We start from the raw sequence: 21,365 nt of genomic DNA on the forward strand, positions 1-21,365 counted from the left end.
TAGGTTTCTACGGAATCGGCGGAGGGGAGGCTGTGGCTGACAGGCGGAGGCGCATAGAGCGCAGCAGACGTGATACACGCACTTAAATACACACTTATACAGACAGGCCGTCCACTCCGTTGGGTGAATATATTTTCAGTCTAGCCTCACTATTGTGCCGGAAGCAAACAGGTGAGGTGCTCACACCAGGACATGATCATTTATCTGAGGAATGACAGTATAAAAATACTTATAGTCACCTGATATAAACCGGTGAGTCAGAAGGTATCCATGCATGCAATTTCCTCTCTGACGCTTCACAAAACATCTTTCTTAGGTCAAGATGGGGCGCAGATGGATGAGGTATTGAAAGTTGGGGTAGATGGACTATTTACCAATGTGGCCCTTTTTGCCATGTTTGCCCTGGTGATCGGCTTTACCTTTACTCATGCCACCTCGTTCCTGAGCATCTTTTTACGGATAGTGACATACGGGGTTGCCAGCCTGACCTTTTTCGCCCACCCTTACGAATTGTCTTCGGGTCTGTACGTCAACTTTTGGGGCGTACCGCTGGCTATTGCCGCATTTTTCGCCGGAACGAGCCGCGCCTTGGCCTTGGCTCTCGTTGTCGCCCTGTATACCGCACTGCTCGGTGAAGAAGTTACGACACCCAAGCTTATCCATATGAGCTTGATCATGATTGTGGGGGGAGCGCTGCGCTGGGGAGTCTATATGCGCCTCCGTCCTCTGCGGGCGCTTCAAAACACCTACACTCCTCCGGCAGATTTGGACGCCGGGCCTGCTTTGACCGACCTTTCCAACAACAGATGGATTTGGCGGAGTGTGCGGGCCTATGGCTACCTGGCGGCGCTGATATTTATCCCCAGTAGCATCATGTTCAACATCATTCACTGGGGCCTTGATGTTTGGTCGGGCGTAGCCTGGGCCAATTTGGCGCTGCAATTTGGCTTCAGCGTGCTGGGGTTTATTTTGTGGGCCACCACGGTGTTGCTGATGCGCCGCGGTTTCCGGAGTGCCCGCACCTATCAGGTGTTGGCAACCCGCGACGCCCTGACTGGCCTGCTCAACCGCTACGCCTTTGAGACCGATAAGCCCGACGTTTCTGGCCCTGACCGATTTTTGCTGCTGCTGGACCTCGACCATTTCAAATCGTTGAATGATAGATTCGGACATCTGGCCGGAGACGACGTGCTGCGCAACTTTGGCACGCTCCTGCAGATGCATGTTGAGGGCAGCAAACTTGAACAGACCCATGCCTACCGGGTGGGCGGTGAGGAATTTGCGGTACGGATTCAGGGCACGCGGCAGCAGGCCGAAGCCCTGGCACAGACCATCCAGACTGAGGTGGCGCACCTGCTGACCCAACGGTTCCACATAGCGTGGCCAGACGCCCAAGACCGCGCCATCACCCTGTCCGGCGGCCTGGTGGCCGATGGCCCCAAAGCGTTTCAGGAGGCCGACGACCTGCTGTACACCGCCAAAAACGCGGGCCGCAACTGCTTGGCCGTGGCATGGAAACTTCCGCTGGCTCCCTTGGTACAGCCTCCACTAAACGCCGCGTCGCCTGCTGTAGATACCTTCCGCTCGCTGCTGCGGTTTCTGGCCCATCAGGGCGGCACTATGCCAGATTTGCAAGGCCTGATGGAAGCCGCCATTCTATGTGTGCCAGGTGCTGAAGCAGGCAGTTTGTGGGTGCGCCGGGGAAGCATTTCGGTCATCGAGGCGCAGGTCGGGTTTAGCCCAGAGTTGCTGGGGTTTATCTATCCAGCTCCCAATATGCAGGCCTGGCACGGCGATCCCACAGGTCATGTACAGGGACGGCCCAGAATTTTGGTGGGGCAGGCATTGCACCAGCGCCGCCTCGATTTGGCCGACAAGTCTCCTGATATAGACAAGTTATCGGGCCAGTCGAAGGAATTGCAGGCAAATCTGCTGCTGCCGATTTTGGTAGGCGGCCAGGTATTTGCCGAACTGAACCTCGATAACCTGCACGACCCCCACGCTTTTAGCGACGCGTCCCTGGTGATGGCCGAGGAGTTTGGGCTGTGGGCCGCCGCCATGCTCTCTACGCACCAGCAGCGCCTTCAGACCCAGTTGGCGCAGGAAGGAGCGCTCTTGGTGCTGGGGCTGGCGATGGAAACGCGGGGCGGCGAGGCGACGGGCCACACCCGCCGGGTCGTGGAGTTGGCAACGGCATTGGGCCGGTGGCTCAATCTGAGCGCCCAGCACATCGCGGCGCTGCGGCAGGGGGCGTACTTGCACGATCTGGGCAAATTGCAGATTCCAGACGAGGTGCTGCTGAAACCCGGCTCTCTGAACGCCGCCGAGCAAAACATCATGCACACCCATACGCTGTTGGGCGCAGAGTTGGCTGCCCACTTTCCCGGTGTGCTGCCCGGCACGCTGGACATCGTGCGTTCTCACCACGAGCACTGGAATGGCGGCGGCTACCCGGCTGGGCTAGCTAGAACCGATATTCCCCTGCTGGCACGCATTTTTGCGGTGGCCGACTGCTACGACGCCCTGATCAGTGTGCGGCCACACAGGGGCGCATGGACAGAACAGGCCGCCCTCTTAGAACTCAAGAACCAGCGCGGCCAACAACTCGACCCGGAGGTCGTAGACGCCTTTTTCCGCTGGTTTCAGAGCGCGGCCCGCACGAGCGATTCCGCCGTCAGTCCTCTGCTCAATTGACACTCCAGATCGGAAGGATGCCAGACGGCCTGAATCAACACCAGCTGAAGAGAGTTTATATGCATGTGCTGCATACAGGCAAAAGACTAGACCACTCGGGTCAGACGTAACCCCTCTGGTATGCCCCGCCCCTATCACTTGAATGGATCTGAGACAAAATAACATGTGGAACGCCACGTAACAGCAGCAGGCCCTTTCCTTTCATGTGGTTTCAGAGTGCGCTTTCATGAAGGCCTGTGCCTGTACAAGTAACCCGCTGTATCTGGACAGGCCCGCACACGCAACGGCTGCTTTATGCCATATACATGAATAATTTCGCTCCGCATGCACCTTGTTGGTGTCTCCCGGACACGAAGCCGCACCTGCACCACATCTCAGCCCGTTCCAGTTTCTCCGGAGGATGCCATGACCAACCCATCTCACTCTGACCGACCCTTCTACCAACCGGGCGATAGCCTGTACCGCCAGTCCGAGCGCACCCGGCTGGAGCCGATGTTCCCCGGCAATTTCGATGAGATCGGGCATGACGCCTGCGGGATTCTGTGCAAGATTCGCAAGACAGGCGAGGCCAGTCACGGCAACGTGGTGCGGGCACTGGAAGAACTGGCGCACATGGCCCACCGCAGCGGCGAAGTGCGCGGCGAGGGCGACGGCGCCGGCATTCAGACCGATATTCCGCGCCTCGTTTGGAAGCGCTACATGGAAGAGGGCCGCCAGAATGTGGCCGATGTAGACTCTCCCAACTTTTTCGTCGGTCACTTTTTTGTGCCGCAGGGCCAGAGCACCCGCGAACTGCTGGACGCCTTGCGGGTGGCCGCCAGTCGCTACGGCGTCACTGTGTCGCTGGAGCGTCAGGGGCAGGTCTATTCGCACGCGCTGGGGCCGATTGCCCGCCTGACCGAGCCGCAATTTGTGCAGATCGCGGGCATGGTGAAGGGCGAAACCCGCCACGAACGCGACTCACAGCTCTTCAATCTGGCGCTGGAACTGGAACAGAAGTACCCGGTGCATGTGGTCAGCCTCGCCACCAACGCCGTGGTGTACAAGGTGCGCGGCAGCGCCGAACTCCTGCCCCGCTACTACCCCGAACTGTCCAAGCCCGATTTTATGTCAGTGGTCACCATCGGGCACAACCGCTATTCCACCAATACACTGTCGACCTTCGAGCAGGTGCAGCCCTTCAGTCTGTTGGCCCACAACGGCGAAATCAACACCATTGACCGTCTGCGCAAAGAAGGCACGCAACTGGGCCTGCCCCTCACGGGCGGCAGCGACAGCCAAGATTTGAACCGCGTGCTGATGGGCTATATCCATGACCGGGGCATGAGCCTGCTGGAAGCTGTAGAAAGCGTGTTCCCGCCCGTGCTGAGCGAGGTCAAGAGCTTTTCCACGACCCTGCAAAGCGCCTACATCGGCCTGCGGGCGGGCGGCGGGCCACTGGCGCAAGGCCCGGCAGCCATCATTGCGCGGCACGGCAACGAGTGCGTGTTTTCCGTGGACGCGATGGGCCTGCGCCCCCTGTGGTTCGGTGAAACCGAGAAGGAATACTTCTGGAGCAGCGAGCGCGGCGTGATTCCCCTGGGCAGCATGGTCATCGACCCTGCCCCCTTTGCCCCCGGTGAAAAAATGGTGGCCTGCCTGGGCGGCGGCACCGTCAAACTGCACGCCAACGAGAATGTGCAGCGCCTGGTGCTGGAGCGGGTGCACGGCAAGGGCTACAACTTCGAGAACGCCCATGAGCGCGTGAACGGCCCCCACGCCCCCGCCACCGACGAAGCCAGCTTGCCAGAATTTTCCAAGGCCGTGCGTGCGGCTATGGGCTGGGAACGCTGGGACGAGGAATACGTGAAAGCCGTGGCCGACAAGGGCGCAGAGCCGATCGCGTCGCTGGGCTTCGACGGCCAGATGCCTGCGCTGCGGGCTGAAAAACCCAACCTCGCGGAGTTCTTCAAGGAGACGGTGGCCGTGGTCACCAACCCCGCCATTGACCGCGAACGCGAAATCGAGCACTTTTCGACCCGTGCCCTGCTGGGCCGCCGCCCTCTGCCTGGCAGCAGCGACGGCAACAGCGTGGATTTGCTGACGCCGATCCTGGCCCCCAATAAAGTGGTGGCCGAAGTACACGGCACGCTGACGTTGCAGGGCGTGCGCGACTACTTTCAGACCGTGACGCTGATGCCCAACCTGCAAACGGGCGAACGCCTGACCGACGCCCTGGCCCGCCTTCACGCGCAGGGAGCCGAGGCCGTGCGCGGCGGCGCGGAAGTGCTGATCGTGGACGATACGGCGCTGTACGCCAACGGTGAAGCAGCCATAGACATCGCTCTGGCGGTGGGTTCGTTGGAACAGGCTTTGACCAATGCCCGCGATGAGGCTGGCGTGGGCCTGCGCCGCCTGACCAGCGTGGTCGTTCGCAGCGGCCAGATTCGCAACCTGCACGACGTGATGCTCCTCATCGGGCTGGGAGCCGAAGCCGTGGAGCCGAGCGCCATGTACGCCCTGTATCCTGCCGAGGAAGCCGCCAACAAGCTGGTCGCGGGCCTGACCAAAGGCGTGGAAAAGGTGATGTCCACGATGGGCATTCACGAGTTGCGCGGCTACGGCCAGATTTTCAGTGCGCTGGGCCTGTCTGCCGACGTGATGAACGCCATCGGCGCACGCGGCTTCTGGGGCGGCGAGAAGGGCTACGACCTCGCCGGGATTGAGAAGACGCTGCATACCCGCCTGACCAAATTTGGCGCGGGCGGCGAAACGATGGACAGAGATCAGCGTTTCAATCCCCGCGTGTTCAAGGCCGCATTCAGCCTCGCCAACGGAGAAATCAGCCCCGCCGATTACCAGCAGCGGATTCGGGCACTGGAACTGGAGATGCCCCTGTCGGCGCGGCAACTGCTGGAATTTAAGGCCCCGATAGACCGCGAAGACGTAGACCCAGACAGCGTAGACCTGGCGGTGGGCGGCCACAGCCTGCCGTTTGTGATCAGCGCCATGAGCTTCGGCTCGCAGGGTGAAACAGCCTTCCGTGCCTATGTGGAAGCCGCCAAGCGCCTGAACATCATGGCGATGAACGGCGAGGGCGGCGAGATTCCCTCGATGCTGAACCAGTACACACACTGGCGCGGCCAGCAAGTCGCCAGCGGGCGTTTCGGCGTCAGCTCCGTAATGCTGAACAGCGCCCACGTGATCGAAATCAAGGTGGGACAGGGCGCGAAACCCGGCGAGGGCGGCCACCTTCCCGGCAAGAAAGTCAGTGCGAAAGTGGCAGCGGCCCGTCACGCGGTTCAGGGCACCGACCTGATCTCGCCGTCCAACAACCACGACGTGTATTCCATCGAAGACCTCGCGCAGCTCATCGAGGAACTGAAGACCATCGCGCCGCAGGCCAAGATCAGCGTGAAGGTTCCGGTGACGCCGGGCGTGGGCACCATTGCGCTGGGCGTGGCGAAGGCCGGGGCACACATCATCACGCTGTCTGGGTTTGAAGGCGGAACGGGTGCGGCCCGCAGTCACGCGCTGAAATACGCCGGAATGCCCGTGGAATTCGGCGTGGCGCGTGCCCACCGGATGCTGGTGGCGGCCGGAATGCGTGACCGCGTGGAACTCTGGGCCGATGGTGGCCTGAAGACTGCACTGGACGTGGCCCGCATGGTGGCGCTGGGTGCAAACCGCGTGGGCTTCGGCACGCTCAGCATGGTGGCTATCGGCTGTACGATCTGCCGGGGCTGCCAACTGGACACCTGCCATGTCGGAATCACAACGCAGGTGGAGACGGAAGAAGAGGCCAAAGCCCACGGCTTCAAACGCTTCGTGCCGCGTGTGCTGCCTACCGAAGTAGACCGCCTGCACGCCTTCTACAGCGGCATCGCCTCCGAACTTCGCGTGCTGGTGGCGGGCCTGGGCTTCGGCTCGTTGCAGGAACTCGTGGGCCGCGCCGACCTGCTGAGTGGAGTCACCGACGCCCTCGACCTGACTGAACTGCTGAGCCGCGCCGAAGAGCCCGAAGCGTGGCAAACGGTCGGCAACCGTAAGCGCGTGATTCACAAGCCGCTGAACTACATGACCAAAATGGTGAGCGAGTGGGTCACGGAAGCCATCGAGGAAGATGACGAAGAAGACGTGATCTACCGCGACGGCCCGGTTCAGAGCGCCGAACGTGCGCTGGGCACGCATCTGGTCGGCACGCTGACCCGCGACCCCCGCACCGCCCGTCAGGCCCGCCGCGTGAAGTTGCACTTTGAAGCGGGCAGCATCCCCGGCAACGGACTGGGCGCGTTCAACAACAGTCCCGTGGACATCCATGTGGACGGCGGCGCACAGGACGGCGTGGGCAAGAGTGCGCTGGGCGGCAAAATCGTGATCCTGAAGGGCCGCAACCATCAGGGCACGCGGGTGGACGGCAGCGTGGGCAAGAGCTTTGCCTACGGGGCCATCGGCGGGAAATTCTTTGTGCAGGGCAGCGCCGACAGCCGCTTTTGCGTGCGCCTCAGCGGGGCCGACGTGGTGCTGGGCGGCGACCTCCGCACTCCCATTGACGACACGTTGGGCGCACTCGCCACCCGCGCCAACGCCAAGGGGTACGCCTTCGAGTACATGACCGCAGGCCGCGCCATCGTGGTGGGCGACCCCGGCCCGTGGATCTGCTCGGGCATGAGCGGCGGCGTGGTGTACCTGCGTTTTGAACCCGGTCAGGGCATGGACGACGCGGCCTTGTCTCGCCGCCTTGCCAAAGGTGCCAGCGTGCAAATCCTGCCTCTCAGCGCACAGGGAGCCGCCGATATTCGCGACCTGTTGGGCGAATACCACGAGCTGCTGCTGAAGAGTGAGCAACCTGTGCCCGCCCGCCGCATTGCCGAATTGCTGGTGAATCCTGCCGGGCACTTCCGCATGGTGCTTCCCGCTTCGCAGACGGTGGATCAGTCGGTGGCGACGGAGTAAAGCAAGGATATCTGAGTCAAGACACATGAGGGTGGCCCCCGGCGTGGATGCGTCGGGGGCTGTTCTTGTTGGTTTGATGTTCTTGGGGAGGTCGGCTGACTTGCAAGACAACCCACCCGTTACTCCGCAACGCCCCTTCAAGGAAGGAACACAGATTGTTGTTCTCCTCTACACCCCCGCCCCCCTTCTTTCCTCAATCACTTTCTTTGCCAGATGCTCCGGCACATCCTGATAGCCATGTAACTTGACCGAATACGCGCCCCTATCTCCCGTCAGGCTGCGGAGGTCGGCGCTGTAGTTCTGCAGTTCGGCTTGCGGCACCACGGCACTCACAGTAATGACCGTGCCTTCCGGTTCCATGCCCTGCACGCGGGCGCGGCGGGTTTGCAAGTCTCCGATCAGGTCGCCAGTAAACTGCGCGGGCGCGCGCACCTTCAGCAGCATCACAGGTTCCAGCAGGGCGGGGCGGGCGTCCTGCACGGCGGTTCTGAGGGCCAGCATTCCGGCGGTACGAAAGGCGATGTCGCTGCTGTCCACGTCGTGGTAGCTGCCGTCAGTCACGGTGACGTGAATATCTTGCAACGGGTAGCCTGCCAGCGGCCCCTTTTGCAGCGCGTCCTGCACGCCTTTTTCTATGCTGGGAATGTACTTGCCGGGAATCGCGCCGCCCACCACCGCACTCCTGAAAGCGTACCCCTCGCCGGGTTCGATGCGGATGCGGCAATCTCCGTATTGCCCGTGCCCGCCGCTCTGTTTTTTGTGCTTGCCCTGTGCCTGAGCGGGTGCGTGGATGGTTTCGCGGTACGGAATCTGGGGAATACTAGTGGTCACGTTGACGCCCAACGCGGCCAATTTTTCTATGGCGATCACGGTATGCATCTCGCCCATGCCCGACAGCAGTTGCTCGCCGGTTTGTGGCTCGCGCGTGAAATGCAGGGTTGGGTCTTCGTCCAGAATCCGCGACATGGCCGCGCTCAGGCGGTCTTCGTCCTGACGGGTGGTGGCGTGCAGGGCCACCGTATGTGCCGGGTCGGGCAACAGCAGCGGATCGTATTCGATGGGCTGCGCGGGGTCGGCCAAAGTATCGCCCGTGTGTAGGTCGGGCAATTTGGTCAGCACGCCGATCATTCCGGCCCGCAGTTCCGGCACTTCGGTCAGGTCTTTGCCGTTCACCACATACAGGTGCGCGGGCTTGATGTCCACCCCACGGGTGGTATTGCGCAGCGTGTCGCCGGGTTGAATCGTGCCGCTCCAGACACGGATATAGGCCAGTTTGCCCACGTACGGATCAACGCTAACACGCCACACGCGGGCACTGGCGGGCGCTTCGGGCAGGGGGTCGCGGGTCTGGCCGTCCGCTCCCGTCACCGGGCCGCGCTCGCGGGCGCTTCTCATTCCGGCCACCATCAGGTCAAGCAGGGCACCTAATCCAACACCTGTAGCCGCACTCACGGGAACCACCGGATACAACGTTCCAGCATGAACAGCTTTCAAGAACGCCGCTTGCAACTCCTCGTTGCTCAGTTCCTCACCTTCCAGATAGCGGTTCATCAGGTCGTCGTCGGTTTCTACGATGGCGTCCAGCAAGGCTTCGTGGGATTCACGCAGCGGGGCGCGGAGGGCGGCGGCGTCTTCCGGCTGGCCCTCTTGACCATTGTCCAAGAGCACGCGCCCGGTCAGGATTTCCACCACGCCCCGGAAGTCTGCGCCTTCGCCCAACGGCAGGTAAGCGGCGGCCACCGGCCCCTTCAGGCTGGACTTGATGTCGGCCAGCACGGCATAAAAGTCGGCGCGTTCCCTATCCATCTTGTTGATGGCCACCACACGCGGCATGGCAAAGCGGTCAGCGGTGGCCCATACACGCTCGGTGCCCACCTCTACCCCGCTGACACCGCTGACCAGGACGAGCGTGGAGTCGGCGGCCCGGATCGCCCCGCGAATCTCGCGCACGAAGTCGGCGTAACCGGGCGTGTCCAGCAACGTGAACTCGGTGCCGCCACAGGTCAGGCGCAGGACTCCGGTGGTAATAGAAAAGCCGTGGCGTTTTTCGGCCTCGGTGTGATCGGATTGCGTGGTGCCGTCTTCCACCTTCCCGGCACGTGAAACGGCCCCGCAACGGTGCAGCAGGGCTTCGGAGAGCGTGGTTTTTCCCGCGCCACTGTGCGCGGCGATGCTGACAATACGGAAGGGCATTTTTGCACCACCAGACCTTTTGGGAACTGAGAGTGAACGGGCGAACAGCCACCGCGCCGGGCAAAGTGTTCTTCAGAGAAAATGTTGGTGGCGTCAGCATACATCCAGCGGCAGCACTCGCAACAGGTGCGCCGGTACGAGATGCACCGTTATGCTTTGGCCCATGCCCGGTGCCTCCCCTTCCCTCCCCACCCTGATAGACACCCCGGACGGCTCGCGCACCGCCTTCAACGCCCGGTTCGGAGAAGCGTATGGATCGCGGTTTGGCGCAGCAGCACAGGCGCGGCATGTGTTCGTGGAGGGCACGGGCACGCACACCCACCCCGCCCCCCGCGTGCTGGAAATCGGCTTTGGCGTGGGCGTCAACTTCCGGGCGACGCTGACGGATACGACGAGGCGGGGAGCGACGTTGGAGTACGTGGCTTACGAATTTGACCCGGCCCCGGTAGAGGTATTGCGGGCCGTGGCTGAGGGCAATGAGGGCGCGGAGCATCCGGCGTGGCTGGCCCTGCTGGACGCCTGGCCTACCCTTCCCACACTGACGGTAGAAACCGAACAGGTGCGCCTGACCGTCCATTTTAGGGATGTCCTGACTGCCAAGTTGCCGCAGGAGTGGGCGTCGGCCCTCTATCTGGACGGCTTTTCGCCGGATCGCAACCCGGAAGTCTGGACACCGGAAGTGGCCCAGCAGTTGGCGGCGGCCTTGGCTCCGGGCGGCGTCCTGTCTACTTATAGCGCGGCGGGACGGGTGCGGCGGGCACTGGCAGCAGCGGGCTTAAGCGTAGAGAAAAGGGCAGGGCCGAAAGGGAAGCGGGAGCATCTGCGGGCAGTTCAGGGAGAGTGAAGAAACAACCTCAACGGGCAATGACCGCGTAATAAAATTCCCGCACTCCGGCAGCGGTCAGGGCGTCACGGCAGGCCAGCAAAGTGGCCCCGGAAGTGAGTGGTAGCGCACTCATGACAGCAATAAGTTATCCACTCCCCTAAGGTTGCCCTGTGGATAACTCACGCTAGTGGTCTGATGTAGAAAAACGTAGACAGTTTGGCGATGGACTCAACCGCAAAGACACCACGAGAGGCTACGCTGAATGCATGGCTGAGAAATCATTTTTTGAGATTATTCTCAATGTCACAAGCTTTGATGCCTCTGATTCCATCGATCGAGAGGATATCGAGGACGCTCTTGAAGAGGCGTTACAAGCCGCCCGCATGGGAGAGGTCACTGGTGCGGGAGCAGGGATGGGCAAAATCATTATCGATATCGAGGTGGATGGGTCACGCATGGATGAGGCTATCGAGCTGATGCGACGGACACTGCAGTTGCTCTCTTTACCTGAGGACACTCGGATTCGAGGCCCAGGCCCTGAGGAACGTCACGTGATCTACAGATAGCGCACACCAAAAACTGACCTGAGACCTTCTTTTAGATGCAGCACAAGCGGGAGCACTCAGCAGATTCGGTCTAATATCCTTGTTGCACGCTTCGGCGGGAGTAGGTCTCCCCACCAGCTGCGGCGCCCCGTCCTTCACTGGGCGGGGTTTTCATACGGTGGGGGTGTATCAGAAATCCGATAGACCCACGTCCCTGCTTGGATTCATGCTGTGGTTGCGCTGGACAGGTGGATTGTACCGCTTGATCAAGCGTGCCCCCCGTGGAGGGGGCTTTTTCTTGGCAAGAGAAAAGCCCGCGCTGAGGCGGGCAGGTTCGGGTGTATCGGTGGGCTTAGCCGGTGGTCTTCTTCTCTACACGGGAGAGCGTAACGAGGCTCTCCTCATGGAATGGATCAACCGCATGGATATTCCAGTCGGTCTGCTCTCCCTCCGCCTTCGCGCAAACCCCCCGGCAAAAAAGGGTTGATCCGCTCAGGGAAAGATAGCGATCAGCCGGCGCCTCTATCATGGAAGGTCAAGTGCGCAACAAACTGGATCAACAGGGGCGAGAGCCGCCACTCCACATCGTGGGCGTGCACCGCTCCACGGTGCTCCTGATCTTCGCCATGGCCGTTGTCGCCACCCTAGCCGCCCTGGTGCTCGAGTCCACGGCACCGTCTCCGCCTTCATTCGATCTGGTGATGTACCGGGGAGTTCTCGCGAGTCTCCTCGGGCTTGCCCTTCTGCTGGTGTTGAACCCCCGATCGTACGCGTTTGTCTCTTCCAGCGTTCTGATCGGGTTTAGCGCTTATTTTCTGGCCAAACTGAGCTATCTCCTGTTTTTCCTCTCCACGACCGATGATGTGACCGCAGGATTAAGCGGGACGTTTTTCTGGACGCCAGCGGTCTTCATGTTCACCTTCCTTACCACCAACCTCCGCCTGGGCCGAATGGTCAACATGGTTTTCATCGCATTGATGGTCTTGCTCTCCGGCATCTACGCGGCCACCTCGGAGTTCGAGCGTGACGGCCAAACCCTGAACGCGCTTGTCCAATTGAATCTGGCCAATTTGACCTGTTTCGTGCTGGCGGGGATCGTGTATCACTTTGCGGGTCGCCACGCGGCCACCCTGGAACGGGCCAGAGTGTATCAACAGCTGGCGCACACGGACGCTCTGACGGGCCTCCCGAATCGCCGCTGGTTTGAACAGGAGGTGGCCCGCCGAATGGACGCCGCATCCAGTGCCAACCCACCTGTGCCCTTCTGCGTGCTGTACATCGACTTGAACGGATTTAAACAGGTCAACGACACCTATGGTCACGAGATGGGTGATCAGGTCTTACGGCTGGTCGGTCAGCGTCTGACCTCGATGCTGCGGGGTGGAGAAGTGGTCGCGCGCTTGGGTGGCGATGAATTTGCTGCTGTGGTGAACCTTGTCCGCATCGATACGATTGCGACCATTCAAAAGCGTGTTGCTCAGGCGGTGAGTGAGCCGATCACATGGGCGGGGCAGGAACTGTCCGTGACGGCAAGTGTCGGAACCAGTAACTATCCAGAACACGGCATCACGGTTGAGTCGCTGCTCCATCACGCCGATACCGCCATGTACCAGCGAAAAGGGAAACCCAGGCCCGACAACGGACTCAACTAAAGGGTCGGGATGGAGCAGCCAAGGTAATCAGCCAGCTCAGAGCGCATCTCTAGATTTGGCCCTTCCCGGCTCAGTCCTCGGTCTTGGCGAGAGGCAGCATTGAGCAGGTCGGCGAGGTCGACAGGCGTCAGGTCAGACGGGTGCATGGGCAGAGGGTAGAACCACCGCAGGCCGTCCAAGGTAAGTCACCCTTCATGGTTCTTGACTCGTGTCAAGGCACACTAAACAAGCCCTCGCCCACGCATCAGCGCAGGTGAGGGCTTGTTGTTCGCTTAAGTCGAGGGGTGCGGGTAAATGACTGTAGGCGGGGGTCGGGGCGGCGGTGGTGGCGGCTTGGGCCCGGGAGGTGGGGACATGATTCAGCGTGCGCCTGAGCCTGTGACAACTTCCTGACAACGCCGGAATTAGAACTTGTTTCATAAGCTTGGGGGGTTGACTTCTTCGTCGATTATGTCGGTGGCGGTGATAGAACGGCGGCATCCTATGGACACCTACAATGAGGCGCTCGCGGTTCTGGACGCCCTGCCACGACCAGATCCAGCCCTGCCCCAAGGCCTCGCCGCTGACGCGCTGCATCATTTCGAAACGCGCTTCGGGGTCCATGTCCCTCAGGATGTCCACGAATGGCTCCGGCGTACCAATGGCGCGTTCGTTGATTCGCAGGCTTTCCTTGGGATTGCGCCCGATATGCCCAATGACATGGGTGAAGTGCTCACGCACTACCCGCATTGGGTCCAAGCCCAATGGCTCCCAGTGGCCGTTGATGGGTGCGGCAATGTCTACGTAGTGGCGTTGGATGCACGTTACGGACCAAGCCATCCGGTGTTATTCATGGATCACGAGGATGGAATGGACCAACCGGCGTATCTCGTGGCATCAAGTTTCCGCCACTTCGTACCCCTGTTCATCCGTAAAGAGCAGCAGTGGATGGCCTGGCCCTTTGACCGAGCGCTCACGCTGGCCCTCGATCCGGAGCTCGCATCCTGCACCGGGGCGCCGTGGCCCTGGGACACCTAAAACCGGCGCGGCATTACGACTTGCTCGCGTTTTTGAGCCGTCGGAAACAGATCAATACGCAGGCCAGTAGGTTCAGGGCCAGAAACATTTCCGCCGACCTCTCATACCGAAAACGAATGCGCCGGAACGCCGCCAGCCAGAAGAGACAAGTTTGTTGCCATCTTCTTGAGAGCAGTCAAGCCAGCCAAATCGCCTGAGTTGTCCGGTACCGGCTTGAGGGAACAGGCGCTTGAACGCCATCTCGATCAGCATCAGCGCCCCGTCCCTTAGTGGAAGGGTTTTTGTTGCTCAGATATTGGCGGTTGATCTCTACGAGCGCCAAGTCTCCAAACGAGGGTTTTTACCCTACTGACAACGGAATTTTTCAATCGTCGATGACCACGGATTAGACGGCCACGGTGACCAACCCTCGCCTTTTTTCTGATAAACGATCAGCCCGCGAGGGGAAGCACGAAACCGCCAGACTCAGTCACAAGGGCAGGGAACGTCATTCATGGGAAAAGCATAGCGACGTGAGCGCAGGGGGGTACGTAAAAATGCCCTCGCCCAGGCATCAGCGAAGGAGAGGGTTCTTCCTTGCTACTCTTTCTGCACGCTTCGGCGGGAGTAGATCTCCCCACCAGCTGCGGCGCCCCGCTCTGAAAAGAGCGGGGTTTCTGTAGCAAGGCGTCAGGTTCTTACAGAGGTAACTTGCTTTGAAGTTCTGCTCCCCCCCATCAGGGGATGCTGGATCTGAGCCTCCCCTCACCAGACCTTCACCCTATGATGGCCCGCGTGAACCGACTTTCCCTTGCTGTTGCTGCCTTAAGTCTCTCTGTTTTGATCGCCTCGTGCGACCGGGCCAGCGACCTCGCCCCCGCCCCTGACCCCGCCCTCACAGCCGGCGTCATCACCGACAAGGTCGTAACCTGGACCCCCGGTACCCTAGGCCGCCTCAGCGTCGTGGAATACCCCACCACCAACGTGGCAGACGCCAAGGTACTCGCGTCCGCCCCGATAGACGCTCAGGGCAACTTTTCGCTCACGTTGCCCACTGCTGCCGACGTAGCGCCGTATCTGAACCGTTACCAGACCACCCCCCGCGAAGGTTGCACCGGCTTCTTTACCCAGAGCCTGCCGAACGCCACCCACTACACCGTAGATGAGTACATGCTCGAAAATACGACCACCAACAAAGTGCTCACCCGCGACTTCGAGCAGAGCAACCTCAGCTACAACGGCAAAGCGGTGCAGGGCGACTACTTCATCGAGCGCATTTACACGGCTCAGGCCCACACGGTTACCGGCACCTTGAGCTGCCCCACGTTCAGCACGACGCTGAACCTCAACCTCAAAGTAGGCTGGAACGCTGTGGTGCGCACCATCAACAGCGCCAATGCTGAAGGCGAGATGCGGAACTCCACCGTGACCTCGCCCACCACCCTGCCCGTGAGCGTGTTCTAACCCACGCTGCACCAAGAGACACCCCACTGACGCCGGGTCAGTGGGGTGTCTCTTGGTGGTGATGCCCCACCGACCCGCCGACGCCAGTCCTCACCCGCCTGTCGTGGCCGCTGATCCGCTCCCGGCTCCTGAACAGCCTGATGGGGTGGATGATGGCAACCGTGTTTGATACCACGCTGCGGCACCTGCTGAGCCTGCTGAATTGAACTGCATTCGCGGATTGACCACCCCAGAACTACTTAACCCCCAAACATGACGAAAAGCCCCACCACTGCACCGGAATGCAAGGTGGGACTTCTGGTTTTGCTGGCAGGTTTACGAGTCTGGACAGGGCTCCACGAATTCCACGTCCAGCCAGAACGCGGCATCATCTTCCAGCACATCCCCTTCCTCATCACCCATCAGTTCTTGCCACACGTTCCAGGTCTCGCTTTGTACCTCAGGATGACAGCCAAGATAATCAGCCAGTTCGAGCCGCACAGTCAGATCTGGCCCGTCATGCGTCAACCCTCGGTCTTGACGGTAGGCGGCGTCTAAGAGATCGGCAATCTCAACAGGCGTCAGGTCAGGCGGGTGCATAGGCAGAAGGTAAAACAAAATGCTCCCGCCCACAGTCGAAGTTGAGGCGGGGGCGTCGCGAGGTGTGAGCAACCCGAGTGAAAGGGTGCGACCCAAATGCCCCTGAGACCTTAAGCCGCCACCAAACGAGCTTCCAGCAGCCTCAGCTTGCTGTTCAGTTTGGCCAGCTCAATCAGGGTCTCTCGGTGGGCCCGACTGTTACCCCCCGTGGCCAAGACTTCCGCCAACCGACGCTCCGCTTGCGTGACCTCAACTTGCAGCCCTGCCCTGACCTGTGCAAGTTCGACTGGATCACTCGGCAAGCTGGCAACCCACGCTTGCCAGGCCGCAACAGTCACCATGGAGCTGAGTCCGGCAAGAGCGGGGCGGGGCTCAGGGGAGTGAGGAATCTCATACTTCTGAGTGTAAGAGCTGGGGACTGACTTCGAAGGCTCAAATGCCGCAACAGCAACAGAATGCAAGAAGGCCCCTGCCTACAGCCGAAGCTGGAGCGGGGGGCGGTTCACTGAAGAAACCGACTCAACTTCACCTTCCCTGCCTTGTCATGCCTTCCTGTGCGCCTAAGCTTTCATGAACTGAAGTTGAAGAAACCTAAAGCTCTTGGGGGTACCCTTTGAACAGCCACCCCTCACAACCCTCACATCTCACCGTGGCTAGAGGCTCTTTGGAATGCATCTACGACTCACCCGTTCCCTGCTGGTCGGAAGCGCCCTCACCCTCGCGTTGACCGCCTGCGGTCAGCCCCCCTCGTCTGTTGCCGCCGATCCGTATGCAGGTGGAGTGAGTTATCCCTGGGCCTACACCACGTCACCGAACCAGCTCACCCCACTCAGTCTGACTGCTGGAGAGAACAACCTGTACTACGAGCCGATCCTCGCCGCCCACAACGCCTGGGGCCCCATCGAGATCGACCGCAGCAACGGCGAGCAACAAGCCGGGGACGGCAAGACGCTCACCCTCAACGGCGTCACCTTTGACCGGGGTTTTGGGACGCATGCCGGCAGCGAAATGCGTTTCGGCCTCAAAGGCACGGATGCAACCTGTACGCGCTTCACCAGCCAGATCGGCCTGGACGACGAAGTGGGCAGCAAAGGCAGCGTGGTGTTCCAAGTGTATCTGGACGGCCAGAAAGCGTATGACAGCGGCACCATGACTGGGGCGAGCCCAACCAAAACGATTGACCTCGATATTACGGGGAAACAGGAATTGCGCCTGGTGGTCACCGATGCGGGCGACGGCATCGACTTTGACCATGCGGACTGGGCCAAACCCCTGATCTCCTGCCAGGCCACCACGCCCAGCAGGCCTGCCACACTGACGCTGAACCAGTCGGCACTTTCGGTCTACCATCTGAATACAGGCACCCTCCAAGCGACCTTTGCCAACTACAAATCCGGCCCAGTCGATATCCGATTGGTGGCCGATCCAATCCAGCCGGGGTTTAACCCTGTTCCAATCGTCCTTCAGACCAACACGCTGACCCTGAGTGGCGCGGCTTCCGAAACACATGATCTGGTGTTCGCTGCCCCCAAACCACTCGGCGCTTTCTCTTACTCATCCGCTTTTCACTTGGTGATCTCTCAGAACGGTCAACCCCTTGACCGCGTACCAGTGCAACTGACTGAACTGCCGATCAACTTTACGGCCTCTTTTGAACCGCGTTCAGTCACTGGCCGTCCGGAAGAGGTTAAAACGGTGATACTGACCGTAACCGCCGATCCTCCCCTCGACCGTGCCTACCCGCTGGCACTGATCTCACCGGTGTATCCCGGCGACGGTTCCCGGATTCTGTCGGTGGGGCCAGTGAGCGGAGACGGCGCACGCATGCAGGCGGAAGTGACCTTTCGATTTGGTGGCTTTTCGGGCAGCATCAGCGGGGGAGTCAATATCGGCAATAGTACGACTGGAGTTATTACGGCTGGATACCGGGATCAATTTTACAGGAGTAACCCTGAATTTGTGTTGTTCTACACGGTGATTCGTTAGCCGAGCGGAATGAAGCCGGGGCGAGTCTCCCGGGGCTGAAGTGCAACGTGAACAATCGAATAGCCCCCGCCATCCAGCCGAAGCTGGGGCGGGGGCACTGGATTAGAGGAGACCGGGCGAGGGAAGTCACCTGAACTCCGCCTGCTGAATTAAGCTGGCCTTCGAATCGGCAAGGCCTGCAACCGCATCAGGACGTCCAACCGCTCAAGCTCAGCATCCCAAACCTTGAGGTGCCGCAACACCTGTTCAGCCCTCTCCCATTCCGAATACTGAAGCAGCTGCGAGGCCATCACAGCGCTAAATTCCTTCTCAGGTGTCCCACTTTCCACGATGGCCACAGCATCTGACCAGATATCCGCCTTCAAAACCTCATCCAGTTCGCCGCCCACCACTCTGTCCAGTTTGTGATGTAGTGTCTCCACCAGTCTGACGATTCCTTCCCAGACCACGTCATGTTTGCCGGACAGTCGGGAGCCGAGGCGCAGGCGTTTCAAGGTGGCCCGACCCTCCTCGGTAATGGCATGCAAACGGGAACCCGAGTAAAAGAAATGCTGTGCAGGCTCATCCTCATAGGGATTGACGTATGCAGGCCCCACCACTTTGAGACGGTTGCAGTCAGCGCATGAGCAGTTGAGATTGCTCCACGTCGCCGCCAACAAAGGCTTCTCGTTTTTAGGAATGAAATGATCGACCTGCATATTGTCGATGGATCCCAGTAACGATTCACAGTAAACGCATTTCTCATGCGCTTCTAGGAACAGCGCGGCCAAGATGTCAGCAGCCCGCCATGGACGGGTGGAACGGTATTGCTCGAAATGCTCTCCCAGGGCCTGTTCCTTTTCGGGCGTGTCGAGCGATTCGGGTGGGCGGCCTCGTTGCAGTCGAATCACACGCTGACTCCACCCATGGCCCTGTACTGCATGTCATAGACCCTCCGGAGGGGATTGGTCGGATGGAGCATGGTCATGAGATGCTCATACGGTGCCTGAGCAGCAGCAAGGTCATCGCTGTCAAGAGCGTCATTAAACTCCTGTTCTATCCGTTGACGCTCCTGCGAGAGGGTGTCTTCAATCCCCATCACATCCCGCAAGATCTCCTCGATACTCCAGCCCTGAAAGCCGTAGGACTCCGGCTTGGGAAAAATCTTTTTGATCTGCGGAAGACCATTTGTCCCACTCTCCAGCACGACCAACTGATGCTCGCTCAATCCCTGAATGATGTGGGGACTGTGCGTAGTCGCGATGATTTGCGCACGCGGCACAATTTCCTGAATCAAGCTTAGGATTTTGTTTTGCCAAGTTGGATGCAGATGTACGTCAATTTCATCAATAAGAATACAGCCATCAAACTCTTCCGCAGCCTGTTGGCCACGGGAATAATACTCAACTCCGAGAACGATGCCAAAAAGCAACATATAAGCACTCTGGAAACCACTTGAAGTCTGATCGTAGGAGAGGGGTCCTGTTGGGGTCTCAATGAGAACATCGAAATTTCTATTGATCTCCAGAAACCGGTAGCGTGGATCAAGAATAGAAAATATTTTTTTGCATAGATTGTAATTGCTTGCACTCTGAGGATCTTCAATCCAACCCTTTGTTTCAAAGTAGTCCATATGGACAAACCAGTGTTTAAAAATGTACCCCATGTTGGAAAAATTCGAGGTATCCGGGGGGGAATTGTTAGGGGTGTAACGCTGATCGTAAGGCTGTAATGACTGAATTCCTATCTGCGGGAGGTTTCTGTAGGGCTGAAAGTGAATGAGTTTGCCATCACTTCCCATCCCGCGCATTGTCACAGTGTGCAGTTCTCCAGAGGATCCAAAGCGCTGTTGAGCGAGAAACGTCAAAAGTCTAGATTTTCCAACTCCATTTGTCCCGGCAATGACGGTAACACCTGGTGGCAACTGGAGTGAAAAATCTTTAAACGGTGGAAAATCCAGTCTCGTAATCGACTCGAACTGCATAGGAAGCACCTCACTGCCTAGCAGAGTAAGGGGTGGCAGACTCAATTGCATACGTACCTCCGGCAGCAAGCAGCCGCCAGACTCTCTTGTGGGCCGACGGCTGTCTCCGTGATGGGGTGCTTTCAGAGCTCAGTATTCGTAGCCCGTCACAGACACCAGCACATAGCCCACGGCCGCCGCCGCCCCTTTTCGAGCTTGACTTTGTAGGCCATAAGCCCTCCTTACTTGAGCCAGATCGACACAGGACGAATCCCAGTGCTGGGGCGGTAGGCCAGCACCGCCGCGTTGATCACGGTGCCGTCCTCGAACCGCACCCGCACCTGAGTGCCCGGCAGCAGGTTTGGCACGTTGCACGACCAGCGCAGACCCACGGAGATCTTCTCGGACTTGCACCAGGCCTGCGCCACGGCGTCGAGGCGCAGCGTGTCCGACGTGTCGATGGTCAGCGCGGGGCCGTCCGTGGGCTTGGTCGGGTCGCCGGTGAGGGCGTCCGGGCCGGGATTGGCCAGCACCAGGCTGGAGCCGTCGCGGGTAAGCGTGGCCCCCTCATTGGGCTGGAGCAGTTGGGCCACCGGGGCACAGGAAGCAAGGGCGAGCGAGCACAGCAACAAGCACTGAAACAAGGTTTTTTTCATGGGAGTTCTCCTGTCGAAAGATCAGTGAAGAGGCAAGGGCGAGTGGATTACAGTCGGCCTGCCTTGATGTCCAGCAGCACCCCGTTCAGGCGCTGGCGACCAGCGTTGGAAACGTACCCGTCGCCGTCCAGCAGCTCCGGCGCGAGGCGAACGGCTTCCGTCAGGAAACGTTCCGCCAAACCTTTCGGCACGCCGCTGGGAAAGGCGCTCGTCAGCAAGCCGATTGCCACCTCCAGCAGCGGCGAGGAAATCAGCCCCGTCATGGCACCCATCGCCGCGCTGCCCAGATTGCCGCCCAGCAGACGTGCACCCTCAGGCAGGCCATTGAGGAAGGGTGTGGGAATAGCCTCCACTCCAGAGGGGCGCAGCGCCTCCTGCTCAACTCCCCCTGACGCGGCCGCCTCATCGCTTTGGCCGCGCGCCGACTCCGTTGCCAGCACATTGGCCTTGGTGTTGGCCTGCACGCGCATCAGGTAGTCGCCGTTGGCCTTGACCCACCCCACGAGCGCCGAAATCACCGCAGGCCAGAGCGGATCAGTCCCACTGGACAGGGCCGCTTGAATGATGGTCAGACCGAGCGCAATGACGATGCTCAACACCGCACTGATCAGCACGGTGGTGGGGCCTTCGGTTCGCCCTAATTTTTTCGCGACTGCCGTTAGGGGCGTGACCAGCCAGCCCGTGAGCGCAGTGATGATGACGGTCACAATGGCGGTGTATTCGGCGGGAATGCCTGCAGGCAGGCCAAGGGACTGCGCGAAAGCCGTGGGCAGCAGCGTCACCACGAACAGGAACAACACAGCGATGATCGGATTCATAAGCACACTCCAAGGGCGCGGCCCCACCGTGAAGGCAGGGCCGGAAGGGGGTGGATTTTCAGCGTCTAGTGACGCAGCA

16 protein-coding genes are annotated in these 21,365 nt (G+C 60.0%); 8 read left to right on the forward strand and 8 right to left on the reverse strand.

Annotation, left to right across the window (positions count from 1 at the left end):
* The first annotated feature begins 333 nt into the window (after positions 1-333).
* The gene (locus M1R55_RS15530) at positions 334-2,694 is read left to right on the forward strand and encodes an HD domain-containing phosphohydrolase (RefSeq protein WP_249392622.1); all 2,361 of its coding nucleotides are present in this window, start codon (positions 334-336) and stop codon (positions 2,692-2,694) included.
* A 405-nt stretch (positions 2,695-3,099) separates the two neighbouring features.
* Positions 3,100-7,629, forward strand: a complete 4,530-nt coding sequence (locus tag M1R55_RS15535; protein WP_249392623.1) for a glutamate synthase-related protein — start codon at positions 3,100-3,102, stop codon at positions 7,627-7,629.
* A 168-nt stretch (positions 7,630-7,797) separates the two neighbouring features.
* Here the strand turns inward: M1R55_RS15535 and M1R55_RS15540 are convergent, their stop codons facing one another.
* A complete protein-coding gene (locus M1R55_RS15540; RefSeq protein WP_249392624.1) occupies positions 7,798-9,822 on the reverse strand; it encodes a translation factor GTPase family protein in 2,025 nt (674 codons plus the stop codon).
* A gap of 163 nt (positions 9,823-9,985) precedes the next feature.
* Between M1R55_RS15540 and mnmD the strand changes: the two genes are divergently transcribed.
* The 3 genes from mnmD to M1R55_RS15555 all read left to right on the forward strand — a co-directional run bounded on the left by mnmD (position 9,986) and on the right by M1R55_RS15555 (position 12,845).
* On the forward strand, positions 9,986-10,666 hold the full coding sequence (gene mnmD / locus M1R55_RS15545) for a tRNA (5-methylaminomethyl-2-thiouridine)(34)-methyltransferase MnmD (RefSeq protein ID WP_249392625.1): 681 nt from the start codon (positions 9,986-9,988) through the stop codon (positions 10,664-10,666).
* 248 nt (positions 10,667-10,914) lie between these two features.
* Entirely contained in the window at positions 10,915-11,214 is a 300-nt protein-coding gene (locus M1R55_RS15550) for a hypothetical protein (RefSeq protein WP_249392626.1), read from the forward strand.
* Between the two features lie 506 nt (positions 11,215-11,720).
* The gene (locus M1R55_RS15555) at positions 11,721-12,845 is read left to right on the forward strand and encodes a diguanylate cyclase (protein ID WP_249392627.1); all 1,125 of its coding nucleotides are present in this window, start codon (positions 11,721-11,723) and stop codon (positions 12,843-12,845) included.
* Here the strand turns inward: M1R55_RS15555 and M1R55_RS15560 are convergent.
* Positions 12,842-12,991, reverse strand: a complete 150-nt coding sequence (locus tag M1R55_RS15560; RefSeq protein WP_249392628.1) for a hypothetical protein — start codon at positions 12,989-12,991, stop codon at positions 12,842-12,844. The genes M1R55_RS15555 and M1R55_RS15560 overlap by 4 nt on opposite strands.
* Positions 12,992-13,328: 337 nt before the next feature.
* On the opposite strand from M1R55_RS15560, the gene M1R55_RS15565 reads away from it, so the two are divergent.
* On the forward strand, positions 13,329-13,862 hold the full coding sequence (locus M1R55_RS15565) for an SMI1/KNR4 family protein (protein WP_249392629.1): 534 nt from the start codon (positions 13,329-13,331) through the stop codon (positions 13,860-13,862).
* Positions 13,863-14,636: 774 nt separating this feature from the next.
* Entirely contained in the window at positions 14,637-15,305 is a 669-nt protein-coding gene (locus tag M1R55_RS15575) for a hypothetical protein (protein WP_249392630.1), read from the forward strand.
* Between the two features lie 315 nt (positions 15,306-15,620).
* On the opposite strand, the gene M1R55_RS15580 is transcribed toward M1R55_RS15575, so the two are convergent.
* Together M1R55_RS15580 and M1R55_RS15585 are read right to left on the reverse strand one after the other, a co-directional pair.
* A complete protein-coding gene (locus tag M1R55_RS15580; protein ID WP_249392631.1) occupies positions 15,621-15,884 on the reverse strand; it encodes a hypothetical protein in 264 nt (87 codons plus the stop codon).
* A gap of 110 nt (positions 15,885-15,994) precedes the next feature.
* Positions 15,995-16,225 (reverse strand): hypothetical protein, encoded by a 231-nt coding sequence (locus M1R55_RS15585; RefSeq protein WP_249392632.1) that lies wholly within the window; start codon positions 16,223-16,225, stop codon positions 15,995-15,997.
* Between the two features lie 328 nt (positions 16,226-16,553).
* Here M1R55_RS15585 and M1R55_RS15590 point away from each other — a divergent pair, with 328 nt between their 5' ends.
* Positions 16,554-17,870, forward strand: a complete 1,317-nt coding sequence (locus tag M1R55_RS15590; protein WP_249392633.1) for an NPCBM/NEW2 domain-containing protein — start codon at positions 16,554-16,556, stop codon at positions 17,868-17,870.
* 149 nt (positions 17,871-18,019) lie between these two features.
* On the opposite strand, the gene M1R55_RS15595 is transcribed toward M1R55_RS15590, so the two are convergent.
* The 4 genes from M1R55_RS15595 to M1R55_RS15610 all read right to left on the reverse strand — a co-directional run bounded on the left by M1R55_RS15595 (position 18,020) and on the right by M1R55_RS15610 (position 21,286).
* Positions 18,020-18,760 carry an HNH endonuclease signature motif containing protein gene (locus M1R55_RS15595; RefSeq protein WP_249392634.1) on the reverse strand — a complete coding sequence of 247 codons (741 nt, stop codon included), beginning with the start codon at positions 18,758-18,760 and terminating at the stop codon, positions 18,020-18,022.
* Positions 18,757-19,884 (reverse strand): AAA family ATPase, encoded by a 1,128-nt coding sequence (locus M1R55_RS15600; RefSeq protein ID WP_249392635.1) that lies wholly within the window; start codon positions 19,882-19,884, stop codon positions 18,757-18,759. The genes M1R55_RS15595 and M1R55_RS15600 overlap by 4 nt, the downstream gene beginning before the upstream one ends.
* A gap of 170 nt (positions 19,885-20,054) precedes the next feature.
* On the reverse strand, positions 20,055-20,468 hold the full coding sequence (locus M1R55_RS15605; protein WP_249392636.1) for a hypothetical protein: 414 nt from the start codon (positions 20,466-20,468) through the stop codon (positions 20,055-20,057).
* A 47-nt stretch (positions 20,469-20,515) separates the two neighbouring features.
* A complete protein-coding gene (locus M1R55_RS15610; RefSeq protein WP_249392637.1) occupies positions 20,516-21,286 on the reverse strand; it encodes a hypothetical protein in 771 nt (256 codons plus the stop codon).
* Positions 21,287-21,365: the final 79 nt, after the last annotated feature.

This window comes from Deinococcus sp. QL22 (assembly GCF_023370075.1).
Lineage (GTDB): Bacteria > Deinococcota > Deinococci > Deinococcales > Deinococcaceae > Deinococcus.